This is a genomic window from Pantoea phytobeneficialis (assembly GCF_009728735.1).
Taxonomy (GTDB): Bacteria; Pseudomonadota; Gammaproteobacteria; order Enterobacterales; family Enterobacteriaceae; genus Pantoea; species Pantoea phytobeneficialis.
Genome location: NZ_CP024637.1, coordinates 601,614 through 619,245 on the forward strand (window position 1 = coordinate 601,614; position 17,632 = coordinate 619,245).

A 17,632-nucleotide genomic window follows, 5' to 3' on the forward strand; every position below is an offset into this window, starting at 1 on the left:
AGTCACCTGTCTGTCTGATTAAACATATCAACAATTAATGTTGATGATGTTCTTCGGTATCTTATTCAAACCGTAGGAATTTACTTCTATCACTGATCATTTTCCGGTAAATAACATTCCCTTTCGTTTCCTCACCCCTTAAGTATTTTGTCACCATGAAAGGGGATTCCCCTGTAGATAACCTGGCAGCTGCCTTCTCAATTATCGAATGTTTGTATTTGGTTGCGAAAACATACGTATCTGAATAAATTAAAATATTTTTCTTTGTTATGTTCCGCAGTTCCTCTCCAAACTTTTTCGCACCGTCTGGCGTACTGCAACACGTTACTTCGAGCGTATCGTAGTCCGAGTCAAAATTCCGATGAAATCTTTTTAGATATTCATAGAACTCATCAGGTCGATATCCCATGCCATTGATCTGAGGCTCACCTGTTCCTGATAGTCCATGAGAGGAGAAATACAATTTTCTCTTTTCCTCCCTGAGGGTATAAGTAACCGCGGGGCGCTGATCATCTCCTATACCCACAACGGTAATATCCCGAAGCCTGTAGTTTTCATCTTCAAGAGGATGAAATTCGCCGAGATAACCTTCCGCTAGTTTTCCCAATGCGTTAATTTCATTGTTCAATTCTTCTGTATTTTTCTTCTTCTCGTCCTGCTGTTGCGAGTATTTGAATACACTATCCAGCACGAAGGAAAGCCCGACTACCACACTGCCCAGAATCGCAGAACAGAATTCAAAATTTTCGAGTTCGGAACCTGACACCCATGCTGCACCCGCTAATGCATAAATCGCAAAACCCGCACCCATCACCTCCTCTTTATTAACGGTAATTCGCCCATCCTCATCAGTGAAGGTAACCGGGTTATTCTTCACCATTCTGAAAAGATTAATTCCGTCCACCCCTCCAGCCGGGTCTGTGTTAATCCAGCGCATCATCCACGGAGCGTAATAACGGTAGCGGTAGTAAAGTAATCCGGTAATATCGCGTTCTTTAGCAGCATAGCGCAGGGTTTTGTAATGGGACGTTATTTGCCTTGCTGTTGCCAAAAGAGATGTCCCACCAAATGGATAATAGTGTTCCCGACTGATTATATTCCCCTCTCCATCCAGCTCAAACCGGATGTTTTCACTACGATCGGCAAGAGAAAAGCGTGGTTGATAAATATCGACACCTTCAGGCTTGCCCCGCTGCCAGTGCAAAATACGCACACCTTTGAGCGTAATGACACGCAGATCTTCGTTCATCTGAGAAGTCATATTGGTCGTACGTAATTCCAGCCCCGTAAGGTAACGTACTTGTTGCTGGTGCATACCCTGTTTTATTGGCTGACAGGTTGACTTTGTGACACGTTGACCTGCACAGACGTAGCGGTAACGCTCACAGCTATTGTTTAACGCTGAAGCTTCTTTCATCGCAATAATTCCTCACTGGAGTCATCGCTTCACGTTAAGCGCACCGCCGTCCGGCAAATAGTAGTTAGCGATGTTGTTGCGGCGTCATCTCCTCAATCACCGCAGTGATGCGTTGAATCACCTGTTGTGCCGCACGCGACAGCTGACGAGAGGGGGCGGTACACAGCGCCAGCGTCAACGGGCGTAGCACGCTATTTTTCAGCGGCACGAAACACAGTTGTTGCTCCTCCACCTCACTCATCACATCCAGCAGGCTGAGGACACAGATGCCAGTGCCCTGCGCCACCAGACTGCGGATCAGACGGATATCATTGCAGGCGATGATATTATCCGGTGCCATACCCTGTTTGCGATACAGCGCCGCGACACGTTCGTGCACCACCAGCGACTCGCCGGGAATGATATGTCGTTCGCCACTTAACTCGCTCAGGGATAACGCGTTGCGGCCACTCAGCGCGTGTTGTGGCGGCAGGACCACCCCCATCTCCAGCTCGGCAAAGGCCAGCACATCCAGACCGCTCTGCCCGGCCGGGTCGAGAATCAAACCAAAATCAATTTCCGACTGGCGGATCCGCTGGCTGATGGCATGGCTGTTGTCGACCGTCAGCTCCAGCCGCAGCCATTGATGCTGGCGGGCAATATCCGCCAGCGCATCGGCCACCTTGCCTTTGGTCAATGACTGCACCAGCCCGGCACTGACATTGCCGCGTTTCAGGCCCTGGATATCATCGAAACGCTGGCGGGTGACGCGAAACTCACGTTGCCAGCGCATCACATCGTCATACAACAGTTCTCCAGCTGTCGTCATGCGCAAGCCGTCGGGCAAGCGTTCAAACAATGCCGTACCGAAACTCTCCTCGGCCTGCAAAATTTGCCGGTTAATGGCGGATGCCGAGACGTGCAGCTTCTCCGCCGCCTTACGCAAACTGCCGCTACGCGCCACCTCAGCAAAATAAACGGCAAATCGGGAAAATGGACTCATGGTTCACCTGTACAGTTTTTTGCAACACATAATTGAATTAATGCTGATGGATTTGTACAGGCCTGATTATTCACAATGACCAGACAAAAATGAAGAGTTTATTGTGAGCTACTGACAGGACATCGCTATGAATACCCTCACCCCACCCGCCCACTGTACATTTGAACCCGATGACTGGTTGCGCCTGGCTCGCCAGTGGCACCCGGTTGCCCGCTCCTGCGACGTTACCGGTGCCCCCACCAAAGCGGTGCTGTTGGATGAGCAATTGGTGGTCTATCGCATCAAAGGCCAGGCCGTGGTGGCGCGTGATGTGTGTCCACACCGTGGCGTCCCCTTAACCCTCGGTTTTCATGACGAAGAGGGGGTGGTTTGTCCCTATCACGGCCTGCGGTTTGGTGAAGGTGGCAAATGCAACCGTATCCCCTCCAGTCCTGGCCAGCCCATCCCCGCCAAACTGAATCTGATCAACTATCAGGTGGAGGAGCGTTATGGTCTGATTTGGGTATGCATGGCACCGGATGCTGACAACCCATCACCTTTGCCGGTAATGCCGCACTGGGACGATGCCGGATTCCAGCAAATCAACTGTCCAGGCTTTGATGTGAACGGTTTCGCCGGCCGCCAGGTGGAAGGTTTTCTCGACGTCGCCCATTTCGCGTGGGTCCACACCGAGACTTTCGCCGATGCCACTAATCAGGTCGTACCGCCCTACAATCCGGTTGAAACCGCTTACGGTTTCGCGGTGGATTACTGGAGCTCGGTCAGTAATTTCGCCGCCGACAGCGGCCAGCAGGCACCGGAAGGGTTTGAATGGCTGCGCCATTTTGAGATGCACCTGCCTTTTACCGCCACGCTGACCATTCATTTCCCTGGCGAGGCCCGACTGGTGATCATGAACGCGGCATCACCGGTTTCGGCACGTAAAACCCGGATGTTTGCTCCCATCGCCCGCAACTTTGATCTGCATATCCCGGTAGAAGATGTGCATGCCTTTAACCAGCGAGTGTTTGAGGAAGACCGGTTGATGGTGGAAACCCAGATGCCGGAGCGCCTGCCACTCGACCTGGCGCTCGAAGCCCATATCCCGGCTGACCGCAGTTCCATTGCCTATCGTCGTGGCCTGAAACGTATGGGCTTCGGTGAATTTTTCCTGGTGTAACGGGGGCAACGATGAGCACAACATTACAGGTGGTGGTGGACGGGATGTTCCGCCAGGGCCGGCACAACCTCGCCGTTAACCTGGTCGCGGAAAATGGTCAGCCGTTACCGTGCTGGCAACCCGGCGCGCATATCGATGTTCATCTGCGCGAGGGATTGGTGCGCCAATATTCCCTTACCGGACAGAGTGACAACACCCGTCATTATCAGATTTGTATTGCGCGCGATCAGCAGTCACGCGGTGGATCGCGTTATGTCCATGAGATGCTGCGCCCCGGTCAGGTCCTCCGCATCTCGCCGCCGCGCAATCTGTTTCCCATGCAACTCGCCGGAAAAGTGATCCTGATGGCAGCCGGTATTGGCATTACGCCGTTGTATGCGATGGCAGAAGCGCTGGAAGCGGCGGGCGTGCCCTTCGTGCTGCACTATTATGTGAAACAACGTGGCGACGAGGCGTTTCTGCCCGAGCTATCCAAACCCTTCCAACATGGTTTTTGTGAAATCTGGCACAGCAGCGAAGGCCGCAGCCCACGCAGTCATGCGCCGGCAGAGTTGCTTGATCCGGCAGAAGATACCCATCTTTATCTGTGCGGCCCGGCGGGTTTTATGAGCCATATCCGCGCCACCGCAATCCGTCACGGTTGGCAAGAGCAGCATATTCACACTGAAGCCTTTAAGCCGCTGTCGGCTGTCGCTGCACAGGATGAAGCAGGTTTCACCGTCACCCTCGCCTCTACCGGGCAGCAATGGCCGGTCGCACCCGGACAGACCATCGCCACGGTGCTACTGGAAAACGGCGTCGATGTGCCGCTTTCCTGCGAGATGGGCATGTGCGGAGCCTGTCTGACCCGTGTCACTGAAGGCGAGATCGATCATCGCGATACCGTGCAATCCGCGGCAGAAAAATCTGCGCCGGAACAATATATCGCATTGTGCTGCTCACGCAGTTTGTCGCGCAATCTGGTGATCGAACTTTAAAACAGTTCGCGCAGGTTATACCCCGCCCCCACCAGCGCCATCAGCAGCAGCAGGTATTGGGAAACCATTGCCAATTGATGCTGCTGAACGCCATTGACCCAGCGCCGCACCGCGAGGATATAACAGGCCATGACGCAGAAATCGAAGGCTATCCACAGCAGCGAGAGCAACAGCAGGCTGGTGCTGAGGTGTGGCGTAACGGCAATGAACTGGGGAAACAAGGCAGCAAAAAACAGGATATCTTTCGGATTCGAAAAGCCCACCAGAAAACCCTGCACTATCCCGCCCTGCTGCATTGGCGCGACATGCTGTGCCGGTACCGTCCTCAAGCCTCGCCAGGCACCGTAGCCGATATAAAGACACCCGACCAACGCGGCAATGCGCAAGCTCAGCTGACTGATGGTGACCAACCCAACCAGCATCAAGACTGCCAGTGCAATCAACACCAGCGACGCACCGTGGGTGCCTAGCACCGTGTTAAACGCGCGTCGGCTACCGTGACGGGCGGCGGTGCCGGTCACCAGCGCCACCACCGGACCCGGCGTGGCTAATAAGACGAAGATGGAAAACAGATAAGTACACAGTAATGGCAGATTCATGGTGGTTATTAACAGAGAAATCAGACCGTCAGTATCGCCAGCCACAACGCAGTTGAAAAACGCATTAAACTGCCGTTGAATGTGAGTTTTACTCAATATGGCAAAACCCATGTCACTTCCTCCTCTTTATGCGCTACGGGCTTTTGCCTGCGCCGCCCAATACGGTTCCTTTAGTCAGGCGGCGACGGTGCTGCACGTCACACCGGGTGCTATCAGTCGACATATCCGCACGCTGGAAACGTTGTTTGGCTGCGAACTGTTTATTCGTCGGGGACCTAAAGTGGAGGTCAGCGCCGCAGGCCGCGTGCTGGCGACACAACTACAATCAGGATTCGACAGCCTCGAACGCGCCTGTGCCGCCTTTAGCCAACAAAGTAAAAACCTGCGCCTGAAGGCCCCCTCGACCTTGACCATGCGCTGGTTGCTGGATGTGTTACAGGCATTTCGTGAGAAAAACTCAACACCTGAAGTGGCAATCTCCAGCGTCTGGATGGCAACAGACAGTGTCGATTTCAGTCGTGAACCTTTTGATTGCGCGATTTTATTGGGTAACGGCGATTTTGGCCCCGGCACCGAGAGTCACCTGTTATTTAAAGAGTGGCTGATTCCTGTCTGTTCCCCCGCTCTGAAACCGCAGGCACAGCAGGATCTCGCAAGCTGCGAACTGATTCACCCCACCGCTGACCGGCGGGACTGGCAGCGCTGGTTAAGGGGAGTCGGACTGACGCCGGGCGCGAACCTTTGGCAGGGCAAAGTCTTCGACACGCTGGAGCAAGGCAATATGGCCGCAATCAGTGGTCACGGTATCTCGGTTGGGGATCTGTTGCTGAGTCTGAATGCGCTGCGCGACGGACTGCTGACGCTTCCTTTTCCCCAGGCGGTGGCAACCGGCGACGGTTATTATTTTGTCTGGCCGGCCAACGCCCCGTTTAGCGCCGCACGCGACACGCTACTGAGCTGGTTGCGTGATCATCTTCCCGCCCTGCCAACAACCGGAATCGATGGGTTAATACTGATGAAATAACCGACTCCTGGATGGGATATAACAGCACATGCCCTATTCTCCACAATGAAAATAGATAGCAACCTAACGAATATAAATAAGCCCGAGATATCATATTAATTATTTATTTCTTACATGAACAAAACGGCAAAAATGCCAACTTAGGATTATTCTTAGTTTGCCTTAATTAAAATTACCGCTACAGTTATTCTTGCTTCCTGATGTGAGAAGAAGCGCGCTCTGTTAATCGGCAAATACATCGAAGAGGAATAAACAATGACGCAACGTCGTGGTGGTTCAGGTAACTTTGCAGAAGATAAGCAACGCGCGGCTGAAGCGGGTCGCAAAGGTGGTCAGATGAGTGGTGGGAATTTCCGCAATGACCCGGAGCGTGCCATCGAAGCCGGTCGAAAAGGAGGAAAAATCAGTCGCCGCAAGTAAAGCAAACGCTCAGATATTCCATATTCAATCTATTTTTGCGGTAACGCATATCCTGACCATCGCCTGTTCGACGTCGGGAGGTGTTTTTATTACCCGCAAACACCAGGCTATTTCCCTACCATCTTATACAATCAGTCGATTTAATTTGTACAGGGTTATATTTCTTGTACAAATTAAATCTGCGCTATATATATTTATTCCGGCGTTCTGGAATATCCGCTGAATACCCTAACTTAATAATAAATCATGATTTATTGCATCTTTGATGCTACTTTATGTTGCAAGCCCCAGGTGTCTGCGCCCTGGTGATTGCAGAAGATCTATACAATGCGCGATAAATCGCCCCGCCTCATAAAAGGAGCAGCACGATGGCAGCACGGGAACATCATTATCAGGTGACGGTTCGCTGGACCGGCAATCGCGGTGACGGCACCGCCAGCTATACCGCTTATGATCGCAATGGCGAATTGCTGGCAAACGGCAAACCCACCTTGCCCCTCAGCGCCGATCCCGCGTTTCGTGGCGATGCCAGCCGCTGGAACCCGGAAGAGCTGTTGCTCGCCGCCGCGTCTGCGTGTCATAAGTTGTGGTATTTGCATCTGTGCGCCGATGCCGGGATTAACGTGGAAAGTTACGAAGATGCCGCTGAAGGCACTATGGTGGAAGGTGTGCGCGGTCGGTTTACGCAAATCACCCTGAAACCGCGCATCACCTTGCGCAACCCGGCAGATGCCGAGCGCGCAAGAGAACTGCATCATCAGGCGCATGAGGCCTGTTATATCGCTAACTCACTTAACTTTCCGGTAAGCTGCGAACCCCGCTTCGCATAAACGTCAGGCCGCGCCGGCCAGTACGGGTTGCCACAACCGCACCCCGTTACGTCCGGCGCGTTTCACTTCATACAGAGCTTCATCAGCATGACGCAGCCAGTAGCCAAGTGACTCCGCACCGGCTGCTGCTGCGATGCCAATACTCACTGAACAACTGAAATCCGGCGAGGCCGGCAAACGCAGTTGCGCAATTTTCTCTTTCAACCGTTCCGCCAGCAGCACCACGGATTCATCACAGGAATGATGCACAATCACCCCCAACTCATCGCCGCCAAAGCGGGCGGGGATATCCTGGATGCCGACATAGTTGCGCAATAACGCGGAGATCTCCGCCAGCAAAAAATCGCCCGCTTCATGGCCCCAGGTGTCGTTAACCGCTTTGAAATTATCGACATCAATCAGCAGCAGATATGCGCTGCTGTCACCACGACGGGTGCTGAGAAATTCACTCTCCAGCCGCCGTTCAAACAGACGCCGGTTGGGGATTTCCAGCCCAGGATCCATCAGCGCGATACGTTCCAGTTCGCGATTGCGTTTGCGCAACTGCCAGGTGAGGTTGTACGACGCAACGCTGAGCGCCAGCATATAAATCGTTGCCAGCGGCAGCGTCAGCCAGACAGTTTGCGTGCTGAAGGTGGGCCGGAAGCCAGTGCCATCCACCAGCCAGACCATCATAAAGGTACAAAAGAAGGCCTGAAGCGCGGCAATCAGTTGCGCACTGCCTCCCGCCGCATAACGATCCGAGGCCAGCACCGCCATAATAATAAACGAGGGCATGGGGCTGAGCCCCATCAGCGCGACCCAGGCCCCGCCAAAGGCCGCGTCCAGTGTCAAATTACGCCGCTCGGTGGCGGTGGAATCTACAGCGTGCAACGCCAGACGATACGCGATCCACGGCCAGATAAATGCGTTGGTAAACAGCAGACCGCACAGCTCAAGGCTACGGTTCATTTCCATCAACACGGAAAGAATAGGGAAGAAACACAAGATCGTGCCGAGCTGGCGCATTAAAAACATGCGGCGAACGAAGCGCACCGAACGACGCTTCAGGTGATTATCATCAGGTGAGTAGTAATTCATTCACGGGCAATATCAAACCGACAAGACATGCAGTTTATCGGAAAAGCATTAAACCGCGTGTACTTTTTCAGATTTTTTCCCTTGAATAGACACGACAGCACAATTTTTTTCCATTATGGGGAAAATAAGCACTGGCCCCATTGGTCGCAACGCGATTTATCGTGCGGTTTTCCCAAAAAAAACAGCGCGATAAATCGCGCTGTTCCTGAATGGTGCTCCGGTGCTTGTTAGCTTGCTTTACCTTGCAGACGGAATTGTGCCACCAGACGTTCCAGCATCAGTGCCTGTTCTTCCAGTGAATTTGCGGAGACAGACGAGGCGCTGACCAGCGAGGCGTTCTGCTGAGTGGTGGTGTCCAGTTCACCCACGGCACGGGCAATTTGTTCAATACCACGGCTCTGTTCATCCGACGCTGCCGAAATTTCTTCCATGATCTCATTCACGCGCGCAATGCTGCCGAGAATTTGATCCATAGTTTCACCGGCACGCGCCACCTGCTGATGACCGTTGCTGATACGGCTGACCGATTCGCTGATCAGCTGTTCAATATCTTTTGCTGCCTGCGAACTGCGCTGTGACAGGTTACGCACTTCACTTGCCACCACGGCGAAACCACGTCCCTGCTCACCCGCACGCGCAGCTTCCACGGCGGCGTTCAGGGCAAGGATATTGGTCTGGAAAGCGATGCTGTTGATCACCGCGGTAATATCAGCAATTTTCTTCGAGCTATCAGAAATTTCACCCATAGTGCTGACCACATCGCGTACCGCGACACCGCCCTGATTAGCATTGCGTGTGGCTTCTGCGGCGATTTGGCTGGCCTGACGCGCATTCTCGGCATTATTTTTCACCGTAGCGGTCAACTGCTCCATGCTGGCGGCAGTCTCAACCACCGCCGCCGCCTGCTGTTCCGTGCGTGAGGACAGGTCGAGGTTACCCTGATTGATCGCGCTGGCTGCCTGCGACACGCTGTTGACGCTACTTAACACGTCGCCAATCATGCTGCGCAGCCGTTCATTCATTCTGCCCATCGCTGAGGTCAGCTTGCCTAACTCATCACGACGATCGGTGGCAAACTGCGAACTGAGATCACCACTGGCAATGCGCTCCGCCAGTTCGAGGTTATGGAATACCGGCTGGGTAATTTGACGGATGATGTACCAGGCCACCAGCACGCCCAACAGGATCGCCAGCCCGCCAATCAACAGCGACAGGGTGGAAGAACCGTTAGCCAGTTCATCGTTGCGTGTTTTAACAATGGTGATGACTTTCTTGATGGCCGCGCTGCTTTTATCACCCGCCACTTTTACGCCGTCTTCCGCGCTGCGCAGTTGCGCATAAGCCTGAGCCGCTTGCAGGCTCAGGTCTTTAAAGCGTTCGGTATCCTGCCATAGCGCGGTAAAGCCCCCCTGCTGTTCTGGCGGAAGTTGCGCCAGTAACGCTTTCATCCCCTGATCGGCGCTACGGAAGTGGGCTTCCAGCGCGTTACGCAACGGTTCGCTGACGTTGAAGCGCAGCGCCAGCGCCTCTTCCCGCACATTGCTGATGGCAAACAGTTGGTCGTAAATCTGGTTGGTCAATTCCGGCGTGGCTACCGGGGTACGGATCAGTTGGGTATAACGGGAGGTGGTGTCCTGCTGGCTGATATTATCGAGTTGAGCTCGCAGGCTATTCAGTTGCTGGGTGGCCTGCGTCATCGCGCCGATACGTTGCTGGAAATCGGTGAGATGGCTGCCGATCTCGTCGATAATCGGTGCGGCATCGTCTGACCAGTTGAGTTTTTTGGCCTCCCCGGTCAGTTGCTGCGCATGGGTGACATATTTCGCCATCACCGCGCCAGACTGATCATCGCCATAAAGGTACTTCAGGCGGTTAATTTTTGCCTGGAACACTTCAATATTGATGTCATAAATCAGATTCGTTTTTTGATAGATATTATGAATTTCGTTGAAACGCTGTACGCTCAGCCCGGTAGCAAGCGCCACCAGCAACAGCACAATACCGAATCCTGCCGACAGTTTTCGGGTTATGCGCACGTTTCGCAATCGCGATACCAATCCCATGTTTCCCACTCCTGCGTTTATCATTTTTGTAAGGGTTACTGAGAGGGTTATCGGAGGGATTAGGGAATTGTTTATTGTCGGAAGCATAAAAAAAGCGCGCCGCAACGATTGAATGGGATCCGTAGCGGCGCGATTTATCGCGCAATCCGTGACGCGTTTATCGCGCAAGGGGTATTACTGCGGGGCCAACTGACTGATAAACAGCCCCGCCGCGCTGACCGCATCAACGGCGATACCGCCCAATTGCGCGCGGATACTATCGCCCAACGCGATGGTCGAGAAGCCGGTGCAGGAGAAGGCAATCACCTCAATCCCTTCGCGATACAAACCCTCGGCACAGGCCAAAGCACTGGCGCGGCCTTCCGTCGTCAGCAGATCGGTGGTGTTGCGAATCCCTTCTGGCCGCGCATAACGCACTGACTCACCCAGCAACTGGCGGAACGGTGCCGGTGCGGTGGCACCTATCCCCATCACTGCCACCGGTCTTTTTAACATGCGGGCGATACTGGCCGCTGCACTGCCCGCGCTAATTACCGGTACCGTCACGGCCGCACGTAACTCAGCCAGCCCCGGGTCGGCGGCACAGCTGAGAAACAGCGCATTGCAGCCCTCCGCTTCCAGTTGCTGGCCCAACGTCACAATTTTGGGCACTGCCAGCGCCTCGCTGGCATCGTCAAAAATACCTTTAGGTTGATCGGGAATCGCCCGGCTCACCGATGCAATGCCATACTCCTGGTGAATTAACCGCCCGTGTTCTTCAACAAAGTGCTGATCCGGGTGGGTCAAAACACGAATAATCCCCAGCATGTCCAAACTCCTGCATGATGTTGTTGTTATTTTGCTGACGCCGCTACGCCTGCCAGCGGCGGAAAATCAGGCTAGCATTGACGCCGCCAAAACCAAAACCATTCGACAACACATATTCCATCGGCATCGGGCGCGCGGTTAACGCCACCAAATCCAATCCCTCCGCCGCCACATCGGGTTGGTGCAGGTTCAGCGTCGGTGGTGCCAACTGGTCACGCAATGCCAGAATGCTGAAGATGGCTTCAACACCCCCCGCCGCACCTAACAAATGGCCGGTGGCCGATTTGGTTGAGGTGATCGCCACCGGGCTGTCGGCAAACAGCGCGCGGATCGCCGCCAGCTCCCCTTTATCGCCCACCTGGGTTGAGGTGGCGTGTGCATTGATATGTTGAATTTGCGACGGAGTAATCCCGGCCTGGCGTATGGCGGTTTGCATGGCCCGACGCGCACCGCTGCCATCTTCCGGCCCGGCGGTGAGATGGTAAGCATCGGCGCTGGTGCCGTATCCCACCACTTCCGCCAACGGGGTCGCGCCGCGCGCCTGGGCATGATCCAGCGATTCAATCACCAGCAACCCCGCTCCCTCGCCCATGACAAAACCGTCGCGCTGTTGATCGAAAGGTCGCGAAGCGCTGGCAGGCTGGTGGTTAAATCCGCTGGACAGCGCTTTCGCCGCGGCAAATCCGCCGAGGCTGACACGATGAATCGCCGCTTCGCTACCGCCGCACAAGGCGATATCCGCCTCTCCACTTCGGATCAGGCGTACCGCATCGCCAATCGCCTGCGCACCGGCAGCACAGGCTGTCACCGGCGCACCAATCGGCCCACGAAAGCCGTGCGCAATCGAGACGTGACCCGCCGCCAGATTGGCAAGAAAGGAAGGTACGGTAAAAGGTGACAGGCGACGTGGACCACGGTTATGAGTGGTTTCTACCGCCGCCGCGATTTCATTAAAGCCGCCGATGCCGGTGGCAATGATGGTCGCGGTTCGCTCGCGCAACGCTTCCAACTGAGGAAACCAGTTAGCCTGGGTGAGCGCCTCATGAGCAGCTACCAGCGCAAACTCAATAAAGCGGTCCATTTTTTTGCGCTCCTTGGCCGGGATAACCGCCAGCGGATCAAAGCCATGTTGCGGGTCCTGTTCTACCGAGGGCACCTGACCGGCGATTTTGCAGGGGATATCCTGCACGATGGCTTCGGGCAACGGGCTGATCCCGGATTGCCCCTGCACAAGGGCGCGCCAGACATGTTCCACGCCGCACCCCAGTGGGCTGACGATCCCCATGCCGGTAACGACGATGCGTTTTAATGAGATATCCATATGATCTCCAGTTGTGATGATTAGGTTTTTGGCACTTTCATAAACGGCACCAGCAATGCGGCGATAAAGAATCCGATCATGATCAGCCAGAACGCGTCGGCAAAAGCCTGAGTTTTGGCTTCACGCAGCGTCAGTGCCGCAAGGTTTTTCAGCGCGGCAGTCTGTGCAGCATCGGGGCTGAAACCCTGCTGGGTCAGCGCAGCGGTGGATGTGTGCATAAATTCGCCCAGCGTCAGGCTGGCACTGTTGAGATGGTCTGCGAGACGGCTGTAATGCAGGTTGGTGCGCTCATTAAGTATAGTGCCGCACAGGGCGATGCCGATGGCCCCACCCAGATTACGCATCAGGTTAAACAGCCCGGATGCCAGTTTGAGGCGCGGCGGTGGCAGGCTACCCAGCGTCAGTGTCACTGTCGGTGCGACGGCAAATTGCTGCGCCATACCACGAAACGCCTGTGGCAGCAGCAGCTGATCTGCACCCCAGTCGTGAGTAATCGGCACAAAACTGTACATCGATACGCCAAAAGCAATCAGCCCGGCCGCCAGCAGCCAGCGCAGATCCACCCGATTAGCCAGCCACGAGTACAGTGGAATCGACAGCACCTGGAACAGGCCGGTAGAGAAGATCGCCAGACCAATTTCCAGCGCGCTGTAACCCCGCACCGTGCCGAGAAAAAGAGGCGTGAGATAGATGGTGGCAAAAATGCCAACCCCCGCCATAAACGAAAAATAGCAACCGAGGGTAAAGGTACGATCTTTTAGCGCGCGTAAATCCATCACCGGTTGCGCGTGGCGCAGCGTACGGATGATAAACATCACGCCACATACCAGCGCCAGCCAACCGGTGATGGTCAGGGTGCTGTCGTCAAACCATCCCCAGCGCGGCCCCTCTTCCAGCGTATATTCAAGACAGCCCAGCGATACGGCCAGCAAGCCGATACTGAGATAATCAGCGCCGCGTAACAACGAGGTATCCGGCGTATCGATTTTTACCAGCGCAGGCACCGCCAGCGTGATGTATATGCCCGGCACGATATTGATGAAGAACAACCAGTGCCAGTTGAAATTCTCTGTGATCCACCCGCCGACAGTGGGGCCAAGTGTCGGGGCCAGCGATGCCAGCCCACCAATCGTGGCGGCGGCAATCACCCGTTGCTTACCCTGGAAAAAGGCAAAGGCGGTGGTAAACACCAGCGGGATCATCGAACCCCCAGCCAGTCCCTGCAAGGCGCGAAACGCAATCATGCTCTGGATATTCCACGCCCAACCACACAACACGCTCATCAGGGTGAAACCGGCCGCCGAGGCGGCGAACAACCAACGCGTTGACATGACCCGCGCCAGCCAACCGGAAAGCGGGATAATGATGATTTCGGCAATCAGATAGCTGGTCTGCACCCAGACGGTTTCGTCATCCCCCGCCGACAGACCACCACCGATGTCACGCAATGAGGCCGAAACAATCTGGATATCCAGCAGCGCAATAAACATGCCGAGACACATAGTGGCAAAGGCAATGACTTTTTTGCTGACCGGCATCTCTAATGCCGGTGCAGCAGGCAAGGCCGTCTGGCTGCTCATGGCGCAGGTTTCTCATCAACCGTTACCGTAACCGACAGCCCCGGACGCAACAGCCCCAGCTTTGCCGCTTCGCCATCCAGCGCAATACGTACCGGGACACGTTGCACGATTTTGGTGAAGTTACCGGTGGCATTCTCCGCTGGCAGGATGCTAAAGCGTGAACCGGTGGCAGGCGACAGACTGACAACATGGCCGGTAAAGGTTCGGCCCGGCAACACATCAGCGACGATCTGCGCCTGTTGTCCGGCCTGTAAATGCGCCAGTTGGTTCTCTTTAAAATTGGCATCTACCCACAACCCCTGTGCAGGCACAAGCGACAGCAATTGCGTACCGCTGCTGACGTAAGCCCCGGACCAGGCGCGGCGATTACCGATCACCCCATCAAAAGGGGCACGAATTTCGGTATAGCCAAGATTGAGTTTTGCCATTTCCAGACCCGCCTGCGCCTGTACCAGCGCCGCTTGCGTCTGTTTCTCACGCGCATCCAACACCTGTAACTGGCGCTCCGCAACGCTTTTATCGGCGCGAGCTTTGCTCTCCTGCGCCACCGCCTGACGGTAATCCGCCTGCGCGTAGTCGCGGGTTTGCGCAGAGACCGTCTGCACCAACGCCCCATAACGTCGGTTGTCGCCTGCGGTTTTTTCCGTCATCGCCTGTGCGGCATTCACTGCCGCTACTGAACCGGCGATGGTGGCGAGTTGTAACTCACGCGTGGCGGCGATATCCGCCAGCGCAGCCTGCTGAGCGTCGACTTCTCCACTGGCTTTCATCAGTGCTGCCTGATAATCACGCGCATCAAGCCGCACCAACAGATCACCTTTTTTCACCCGCATGTTGTCCTGCACGGCGATTTCCTGCACGTAGCCCGCCACTTTGGCGGAGATGGTGCTGATATCGCCGCCGACATACGCATCATCGGTCGATTCAACAAAACGGCCGGACTGCCACCACCACAGGCCATAACCCGCAGCCAGTACCACGGCGGCAACCGCCACTAACGGGATCACTTTGCGCCTGTTCATGGCTTATCCACCTGTTTCGCCGGTGGGACAAATTTCAGCGCTGGCTCACCCGCACGTTTTTTCTGGATGTATTCGTGACGATAGCGAATCACTGGCGCGGCTACCGGACCGGGCACGATCGAATACTTATCCGCGGTCAGCGGCTCACGCGTTTCGCTATCCACCATAATCGCCTGCACCGGACGTTGGGTGGCGGTTTCCACCAATTGCACCTGACGACCTTCCGGCGAGAAGTGGCGGCTACCCCACTCCACCAACGCCAGAATGACAGGACGAAAATCACGTCCGATCTCGGTGAGGTGATATTCGTAGCGCGGCGGGGTGCTGCTGTAGCACACCTTCTCCAGCAGTCCATCCTCCACCAGCTCCTTCAGGCGTCGGGAAAGGATGTTCGGGGCGATGTCGGCATTCTTTTGAAATTCATCAAAGCGGGTAAAACCTGCTAGCGCATCACGCAGAATAATCATGCTCCAGCTATCGCCAATGCGTCCGAGGCTGCGGGCAATGGGACAAGGGGCGTGGCAAAGCGGTTCGTTTTTCATCTTGCTGGCTCGGGTTGGTTCGCAATGCGCTCAGATTTCCACAGTAACTATCAAAATGCAAGTTACTCTGATTGGCAGGAAGTGTCGCGGCGCAATTTATTGCGCAGATTTTTCCCTCAGCGTGCACGAAACCGCGCGATAAATCGCGCCGCTACGGGTGAGCCAGTCAGGGTGTAAAAATGTTTGTTTAACAGATGTGTATCAGGCAGGTTTTACCGCTTAATATCTGAACTCTTCGCTTAACAAGCCAAAAATCCAGTCATCCTGCCAACGACCATGCAGGAAATAGTTTTGCCTGAGCGTGCCTTCCTGATGAAATCCAGCGTTAAACAAGGTCCTGCGTGAAGCTTCATTTCCTGAAGTCACCGTGGCGGTTAATTTGCGATACCCCAGGGTATTAAATGCGAAACGGGCAATATCTTTTAGCGATTCACTGCCAAAACCCTGACCATGAAATTCGGCGGCGAGGATAAAACCCACTTCCGCAATGCCTTCATCACGCTCGATAAAGCCGGTGACGCCCATCGGTGTATCTGTATTCTTTTGACACATAACAAGACATAACCAATGCTCACTGCCTTTATGCCAGGGTTGCAAACGTTTCTCGAAAGACTGGATTCTGATTTCTTCATCCGTGCGTGAATCGCTAATAAAATGCATGACGTGACGGTCCTGATTTAACGCCTTGAAAAATGGCCAGTCAGCAGGTTCGAGGCAGCGATAATCCAGCCTGACAGAAGAGATTTCCTTGTAATGTTTAACCATATGGCCCCGGCCCGATAGATTCGCGCATGACCAGGCGCGCGGTGAAATTTTTGTTCTGCGCCATATTGCCGCCATCCAGCATCGACACCAGTTGTTCAATGGTCTGCTGGACCATTTCGGTCACCGGAATTTTCATACTCGACAGTGAAGGAATGGTAAACGGGGCCAGCGGGATATCATCAAAACCCACCACCGACACCTGTTCAGGCACGGCAATCTTCGCGGCAGCGAGTTGTTTCATGGCGCCAATCGCCATCTCATCGTTGCTGGCAACAATGGCGCTGAAGTGACACCCGCGTGCCAGCAAGGACGCCACCGCCGCCATGCCACTTTGCGCATGCCACTTACCCTCGACAATCAGCGCATCCTGCACCGCGATCTGATGCCCGGCCAGCGCCGCTTTATAGCCGGAAAGACGTTCCAGCCCGGTAGGAGAATCCAGTGATCCGGTAATAAAGGCGATATCACGATGGCCCAGCGCAATCAGTTGGTTGACCGCCAGCGTGCTGTTGGCGTGTTGATCGGAATAGATACAGAAACTCTGATGCTGCCGCAGACGGCGGTTAATCACCAGAATCGGTTGTTTATGTTGGGAGATAATGTCGTCCATCTCATCGATGGAGAGAAAACGGGGGTAAATGATGATGCCGTCGCAACGCAAATCAAGCAGAAACTGAATCGCCGCACGCTCTTCGGCTGCGCTGTGTTTGCCATCGGCGAGGATCAGCTGTCGCCCCTGTTGCTCCATCAGGCGCGCCGAGTGAGCCATCAGCTCGCTGAAATAACTGCCGCTGTAGAGCGTGTTGGTAATCACCAGCCCGATGGTTTGCGTCGATTTCACCGCCAGATTACGTGCCAGCAAGTTGGGGCGGTAATCCGTCTCGGCGATCGCCCGCAGTACCCGTTCGCGTTTTTCCTCGCCCACATAGCCATTCCCCGATAACACGCGGGATACCGTTGCTTTTGACACACCGGCTTTTTTCGCCACTTCGAGAATGGTTGTCATCGTTTTCTCATCGCAATCAAGACGAATCGCAGTTTACC

17 protein-coding genes are annotated in these 17,632 nt (G+C 54.7%); 5 read left to right on the forward strand and 12 right to left on the reverse strand.

The window, feature by feature from the left end:
• Window positions 1-61: 61 nt before the first annotated feature.
• Complete coding sequence (locus CTZ24_RS22985; protein WP_208725943.1) at window positions 62-1,417, reverse strand: RHS repeat domain-containing protein; 1,356 nt, start codon at window positions 1,415-1,417, stop codon at window positions 62-64.
• A 64-nt stretch (window positions 1,418-1,481) separates the two neighbouring features.
• Entirely contained in the window at window positions 1,482-2,399 is a 918-nt protein-coding gene (locus CTZ24_RS22990; protein ID WP_208725944.1) for a LysR family transcriptional regulator, read from the reverse strand.
• A gap of 127 nt (window positions 2,400-2,526) precedes the next feature.
• Here CTZ24_RS22990 and hpxD point away from each other — a divergent pair, with 127 nt between their 5' ends.
• Both hpxD and CTZ24_RS23000 read left to right on the forward strand, forming a co-directional pair.
• Window positions 2,527-3,558 (forward strand): Rieske 2Fe-2S domain-containing protein, encoded by a 1,032-nt coding sequence (gene hpxD, locus CTZ24_RS22995; protein ID WP_208725945.1) that lies wholly within the window; start codon window positions 2,527-2,529, stop codon window positions 3,556-3,558.
• 11 nt (window positions 3,559-3,569) lie between these two features.
• Window positions 3,570-4,535 carry a PDR/VanB family oxidoreductase gene (locus CTZ24_RS23000; protein ID WP_208725946.1) on the forward strand — a complete coding sequence of 322 codons (966 nt, stop codon included), beginning with the start codon at window positions 3,570-3,572 and terminating at the stop codon, window positions 4,533-4,535.
• Here the strand turns inward: CTZ24_RS23000 and CTZ24_RS23005 are convergent.
• A complete protein-coding gene (locus CTZ24_RS23005; RefSeq protein WP_244634063.1) occupies window positions 4,532-5,245 on the reverse strand; it encodes a LysE family translocator in 714 nt (237 codons plus the stop codon). The genes CTZ24_RS23000 and CTZ24_RS23005 overlap by 4 nt on opposite strands.
• On the opposite strand from CTZ24_RS23005, the gene CTZ24_RS23010 reads away from it, so the two are divergent.
• The 3 genes from CTZ24_RS23010 to CTZ24_RS23020 all read left to right on the forward strand — a co-directional run bounded on the left by CTZ24_RS23010 (window position 5,244) and on the right by CTZ24_RS23020 (window position 7,408).
• The gene (locus CTZ24_RS23010; RefSeq protein WP_208725947.1) at window positions 5,244-6,158 is read left to right on the forward strand and encodes a LysR substrate-binding domain-containing protein; all 915 of its coding nucleotides are present in this window, start codon (window positions 5,244-5,246) and stop codon (window positions 6,156-6,158) included. The two genes, CTZ24_RS23005 and CTZ24_RS23010, sit on opposite strands and share 2 nt — an antisense overlap.
• Window positions 6,159-6,413: 255 nt before the next feature.
• Window positions 6,414-6,578 carry a con-10 family general stress protein gene (locus tag CTZ24_RS23015; RefSeq protein ID WP_013511857.1) on the forward strand — a complete coding sequence of 55 codons (165 nt, stop codon included), beginning with the start codon at window positions 6,414-6,416 and terminating at the stop codon, window positions 6,576-6,578.
• Window positions 6,579-6,946: 368 nt separating this feature from the next.
• The gene (locus CTZ24_RS23020) at window positions 6,947-7,408 is read left to right on the forward strand and encodes an OsmC family protein (protein ID WP_208725948.1); all 462 of its coding nucleotides are present in this window, start codon (window positions 6,947-6,949) and stop codon (window positions 7,406-7,408) included.
• Between the two features lie 3 nt (window positions 7,409-7,411).
• Here CTZ24_RS23020 and CTZ24_RS23025 read toward each other — a convergent pair whose 3' ends face one another.
• The 9 genes from CTZ24_RS23025 to CTZ24_RS23065 form a co-directional block, all read right to left on the reverse strand.
• Window positions 7,412-8,488, reverse strand: a complete 1,077-nt coding sequence (locus CTZ24_RS23025) for a diguanylate cyclase (RefSeq protein ID WP_208725949.1) — start codon at window positions 8,486-8,488, stop codon at window positions 7,412-7,414.
• Between the two features lie 227 nt (window positions 8,489-8,715).
• Entirely contained in the window at window positions 8,716-10,551 is a 1,836-nt protein-coding gene (locus CTZ24_RS23030) for a methyl-accepting chemotaxis protein (protein WP_208725950.1), read from the reverse strand.
• A gap of 174 nt (window positions 10,552-10,725) precedes the next feature.
• The gene (locus CTZ24_RS23035) at window positions 10,726-11,358 is read right to left on the reverse strand and encodes an aspartate/glutamate racemase family protein (protein ID WP_208725951.1); all 633 of its coding nucleotides are present in this window, start codon (window positions 11,356-11,358) and stop codon (window positions 10,726-10,728) included.
• A gap of 43 nt (window positions 11,359-11,401) precedes the next feature.
• Window positions 11,402-12,679 (reverse strand): beta-ketoacyl-ACP synthase II, encoded by a 1,278-nt coding sequence (fabF, locus tag CTZ24_RS23040; protein ID WP_208725952.1) that lies wholly within the window; start codon window positions 12,677-12,679, stop codon window positions 11,402-11,404.
• Window positions 12,680-12,699: 20 nt separating this feature from the next.
• Window positions 12,700-14,259: a DHA2 family efflux MFS transporter permease subunit gene (locus tag CTZ24_RS23045; protein ID WP_208725953.1), complete on the reverse strand. Its 1,560-nt coding sequence runs from the start codon at window positions 14,257-14,259 to the stop codon at window positions 12,700-12,702.
• A complete protein-coding gene (locus CTZ24_RS23050) occupies window positions 14,256-15,281 on the reverse strand; it encodes an HlyD family secretion protein (RefSeq protein ID WP_208725954.1) in 1,026 nt (341 codons plus the stop codon). Before CTZ24_RS23050 ends, CTZ24_RS23045 begins: the two co-directional genes overlap by 4 nt.
• Complete coding sequence (locus tag CTZ24_RS23055) at window positions 15,278-15,823, reverse strand: winged helix-turn-helix transcriptional regulator (RefSeq protein WP_208725955.1); 546 nt, start codon at window positions 15,821-15,823, stop codon at window positions 15,278-15,280. Before CTZ24_RS23055 ends, CTZ24_RS23050 begins: the two co-directional genes overlap by 4 nt.
• A 219-nt stretch (window positions 15,824-16,042) precedes the next feature.
• Window positions 16,043-16,588, reverse strand: coding sequence for a GNAT family N-acetyltransferase (locus CTZ24_RS23060; protein ID WP_208726627.1), 546 nt, complete (start codon window positions 16,586-16,588; stop codon window positions 16,043-16,045).
• Window positions 16,581-17,594: a LacI family DNA-binding transcriptional regulator gene (locus CTZ24_RS23065; RefSeq protein WP_208725956.1), complete on the reverse strand. Its 1,014-nt coding sequence runs from the start codon at window positions 17,592-17,594 to the stop codon at window positions 16,581-16,583. Before CTZ24_RS23065 ends, CTZ24_RS23060 begins: the two co-directional genes overlap by 8 nt.
• Window positions 17,595-17,632 lie beyond the last annotated feature (38 nt).

What these genes read in the sequence shown, in the direction of transcription:
- CTZ24_RS22985 (WP_208725943.1), bottom strand. Translation starts at nt 1,417, where the DNA reads ATGAAAGAAGCTTCAGCGTTAAACAATAGCTGTGAGCGTTACCGCTAC.
- CTZ24_RS22990 (WP_208725944.1), bottom strand. Translation starts at nt 2,399, where the DNA reads ATGAGTCCATTTTCCCGATTTGCCGTTTATTTTGCTGAGGTGGCGCGT.
- hpxD (WP_208725945.1), top strand. Translation starts at nt 2,527, where the DNA reads ATGAATACCCTCACCCCACCCGCCCACTGTACATTTGAACCCGATGAC.
- CTZ24_RS23000 (WP_208725946.1), top strand. Translation starts at nt 3,570, where the DNA reads ATGAGCACAACATTACAGGTGGTGGTGGACGGGATGTTCCGCCAGGGC.
- CTZ24_RS23010 (WP_208725947.1), top strand. Translation starts at nt 5,244, where the DNA reads ATGTCACTTCCTCCTCTTTATGCGCTACGGGCTTTTGCCTGCGCCGCC.
- CTZ24_RS23005 (WP_244634063.1), bottom strand. Translation starts at nt 5,245, where the DNA reads ATGGGTTTTGCCATATTGAGTAAAACTCACATTCAACGGCAGTTTAAT.
- CTZ24_RS23015 (WP_013511857.1), top strand. Translation starts at nt 6,414, where the DNA reads ATGACGCAACGTCGTGGTGGTTCAGGTAACTTTGCAGAAGATAAGCAA.
- CTZ24_RS23020 (WP_208725948.1), top strand. Translation starts at nt 6,947, where the DNA reads ATGGCAGCACGGGAACATCATTATCAGGTGACGGTTCGCTGGACCGGC.
- CTZ24_RS23025 (WP_208725949.1), bottom strand. Translation starts at nt 8,488, where the DNA reads ATGAATTACTACTCACCTGATGATAATCACCTGAAGCGTCGTTCGGTG.
- CTZ24_RS23030 (WP_208725950.1), bottom strand. Translation starts at nt 10,551, where the DNA reads ATGGGATTGGTATCGCGATTGCGAAACGTGCGCATAACCCGAAAACTG.
- CTZ24_RS23035 (WP_208725951.1), bottom strand. Translation starts at nt 11,358, where the DNA reads ATGCTGGGGATTATTCGTGTTTTGACCCACCCGGATCAGCACTTTGTT.
- fabF (WP_208725952.1), bottom strand. Translation starts at nt 12,679, where the DNA reads ATGGATATCTCATTAAAACGCATCGTCGTTACCGGCATGGGGATCGTC.
- CTZ24_RS23045 (WP_208725953.1), bottom strand. Translation starts at nt 14,259, where the DNA reads ATGAGCAGCCAGACGGCCTTGCCTGCTGCACCGGCATTAGAGATGCCG.
- CTZ24_RS23050 (WP_208725954.1), bottom strand. Translation starts at nt 15,281, where the DNA reads ATGAACAGGCGCAAAGTGATCCCGTTAGTGGCGGTTGCCGCCGTGGTA.
- CTZ24_RS23055 (WP_208725955.1), bottom strand. Translation starts at nt 15,823, where the DNA reads ATGAAAAACGAACCGCTTTGCCACGCCCCTTGTCCCATTGCCCGCAGC.
- CTZ24_RS23060 (WP_208726627.1), bottom strand. Translation starts at nt 16,588, where the DNA reads ATGGTTAAACATTACAAGGAAATCTCTTCTGTCAGGCTGGATTATCGC.
- CTZ24_RS23065 (WP_208725956.1), bottom strand. Translation starts at nt 17,594, where the DNA reads ATGACAACCATTCTCGAAGTGGCGAAAAAAGCCGGTGTGTCAAAAGCA.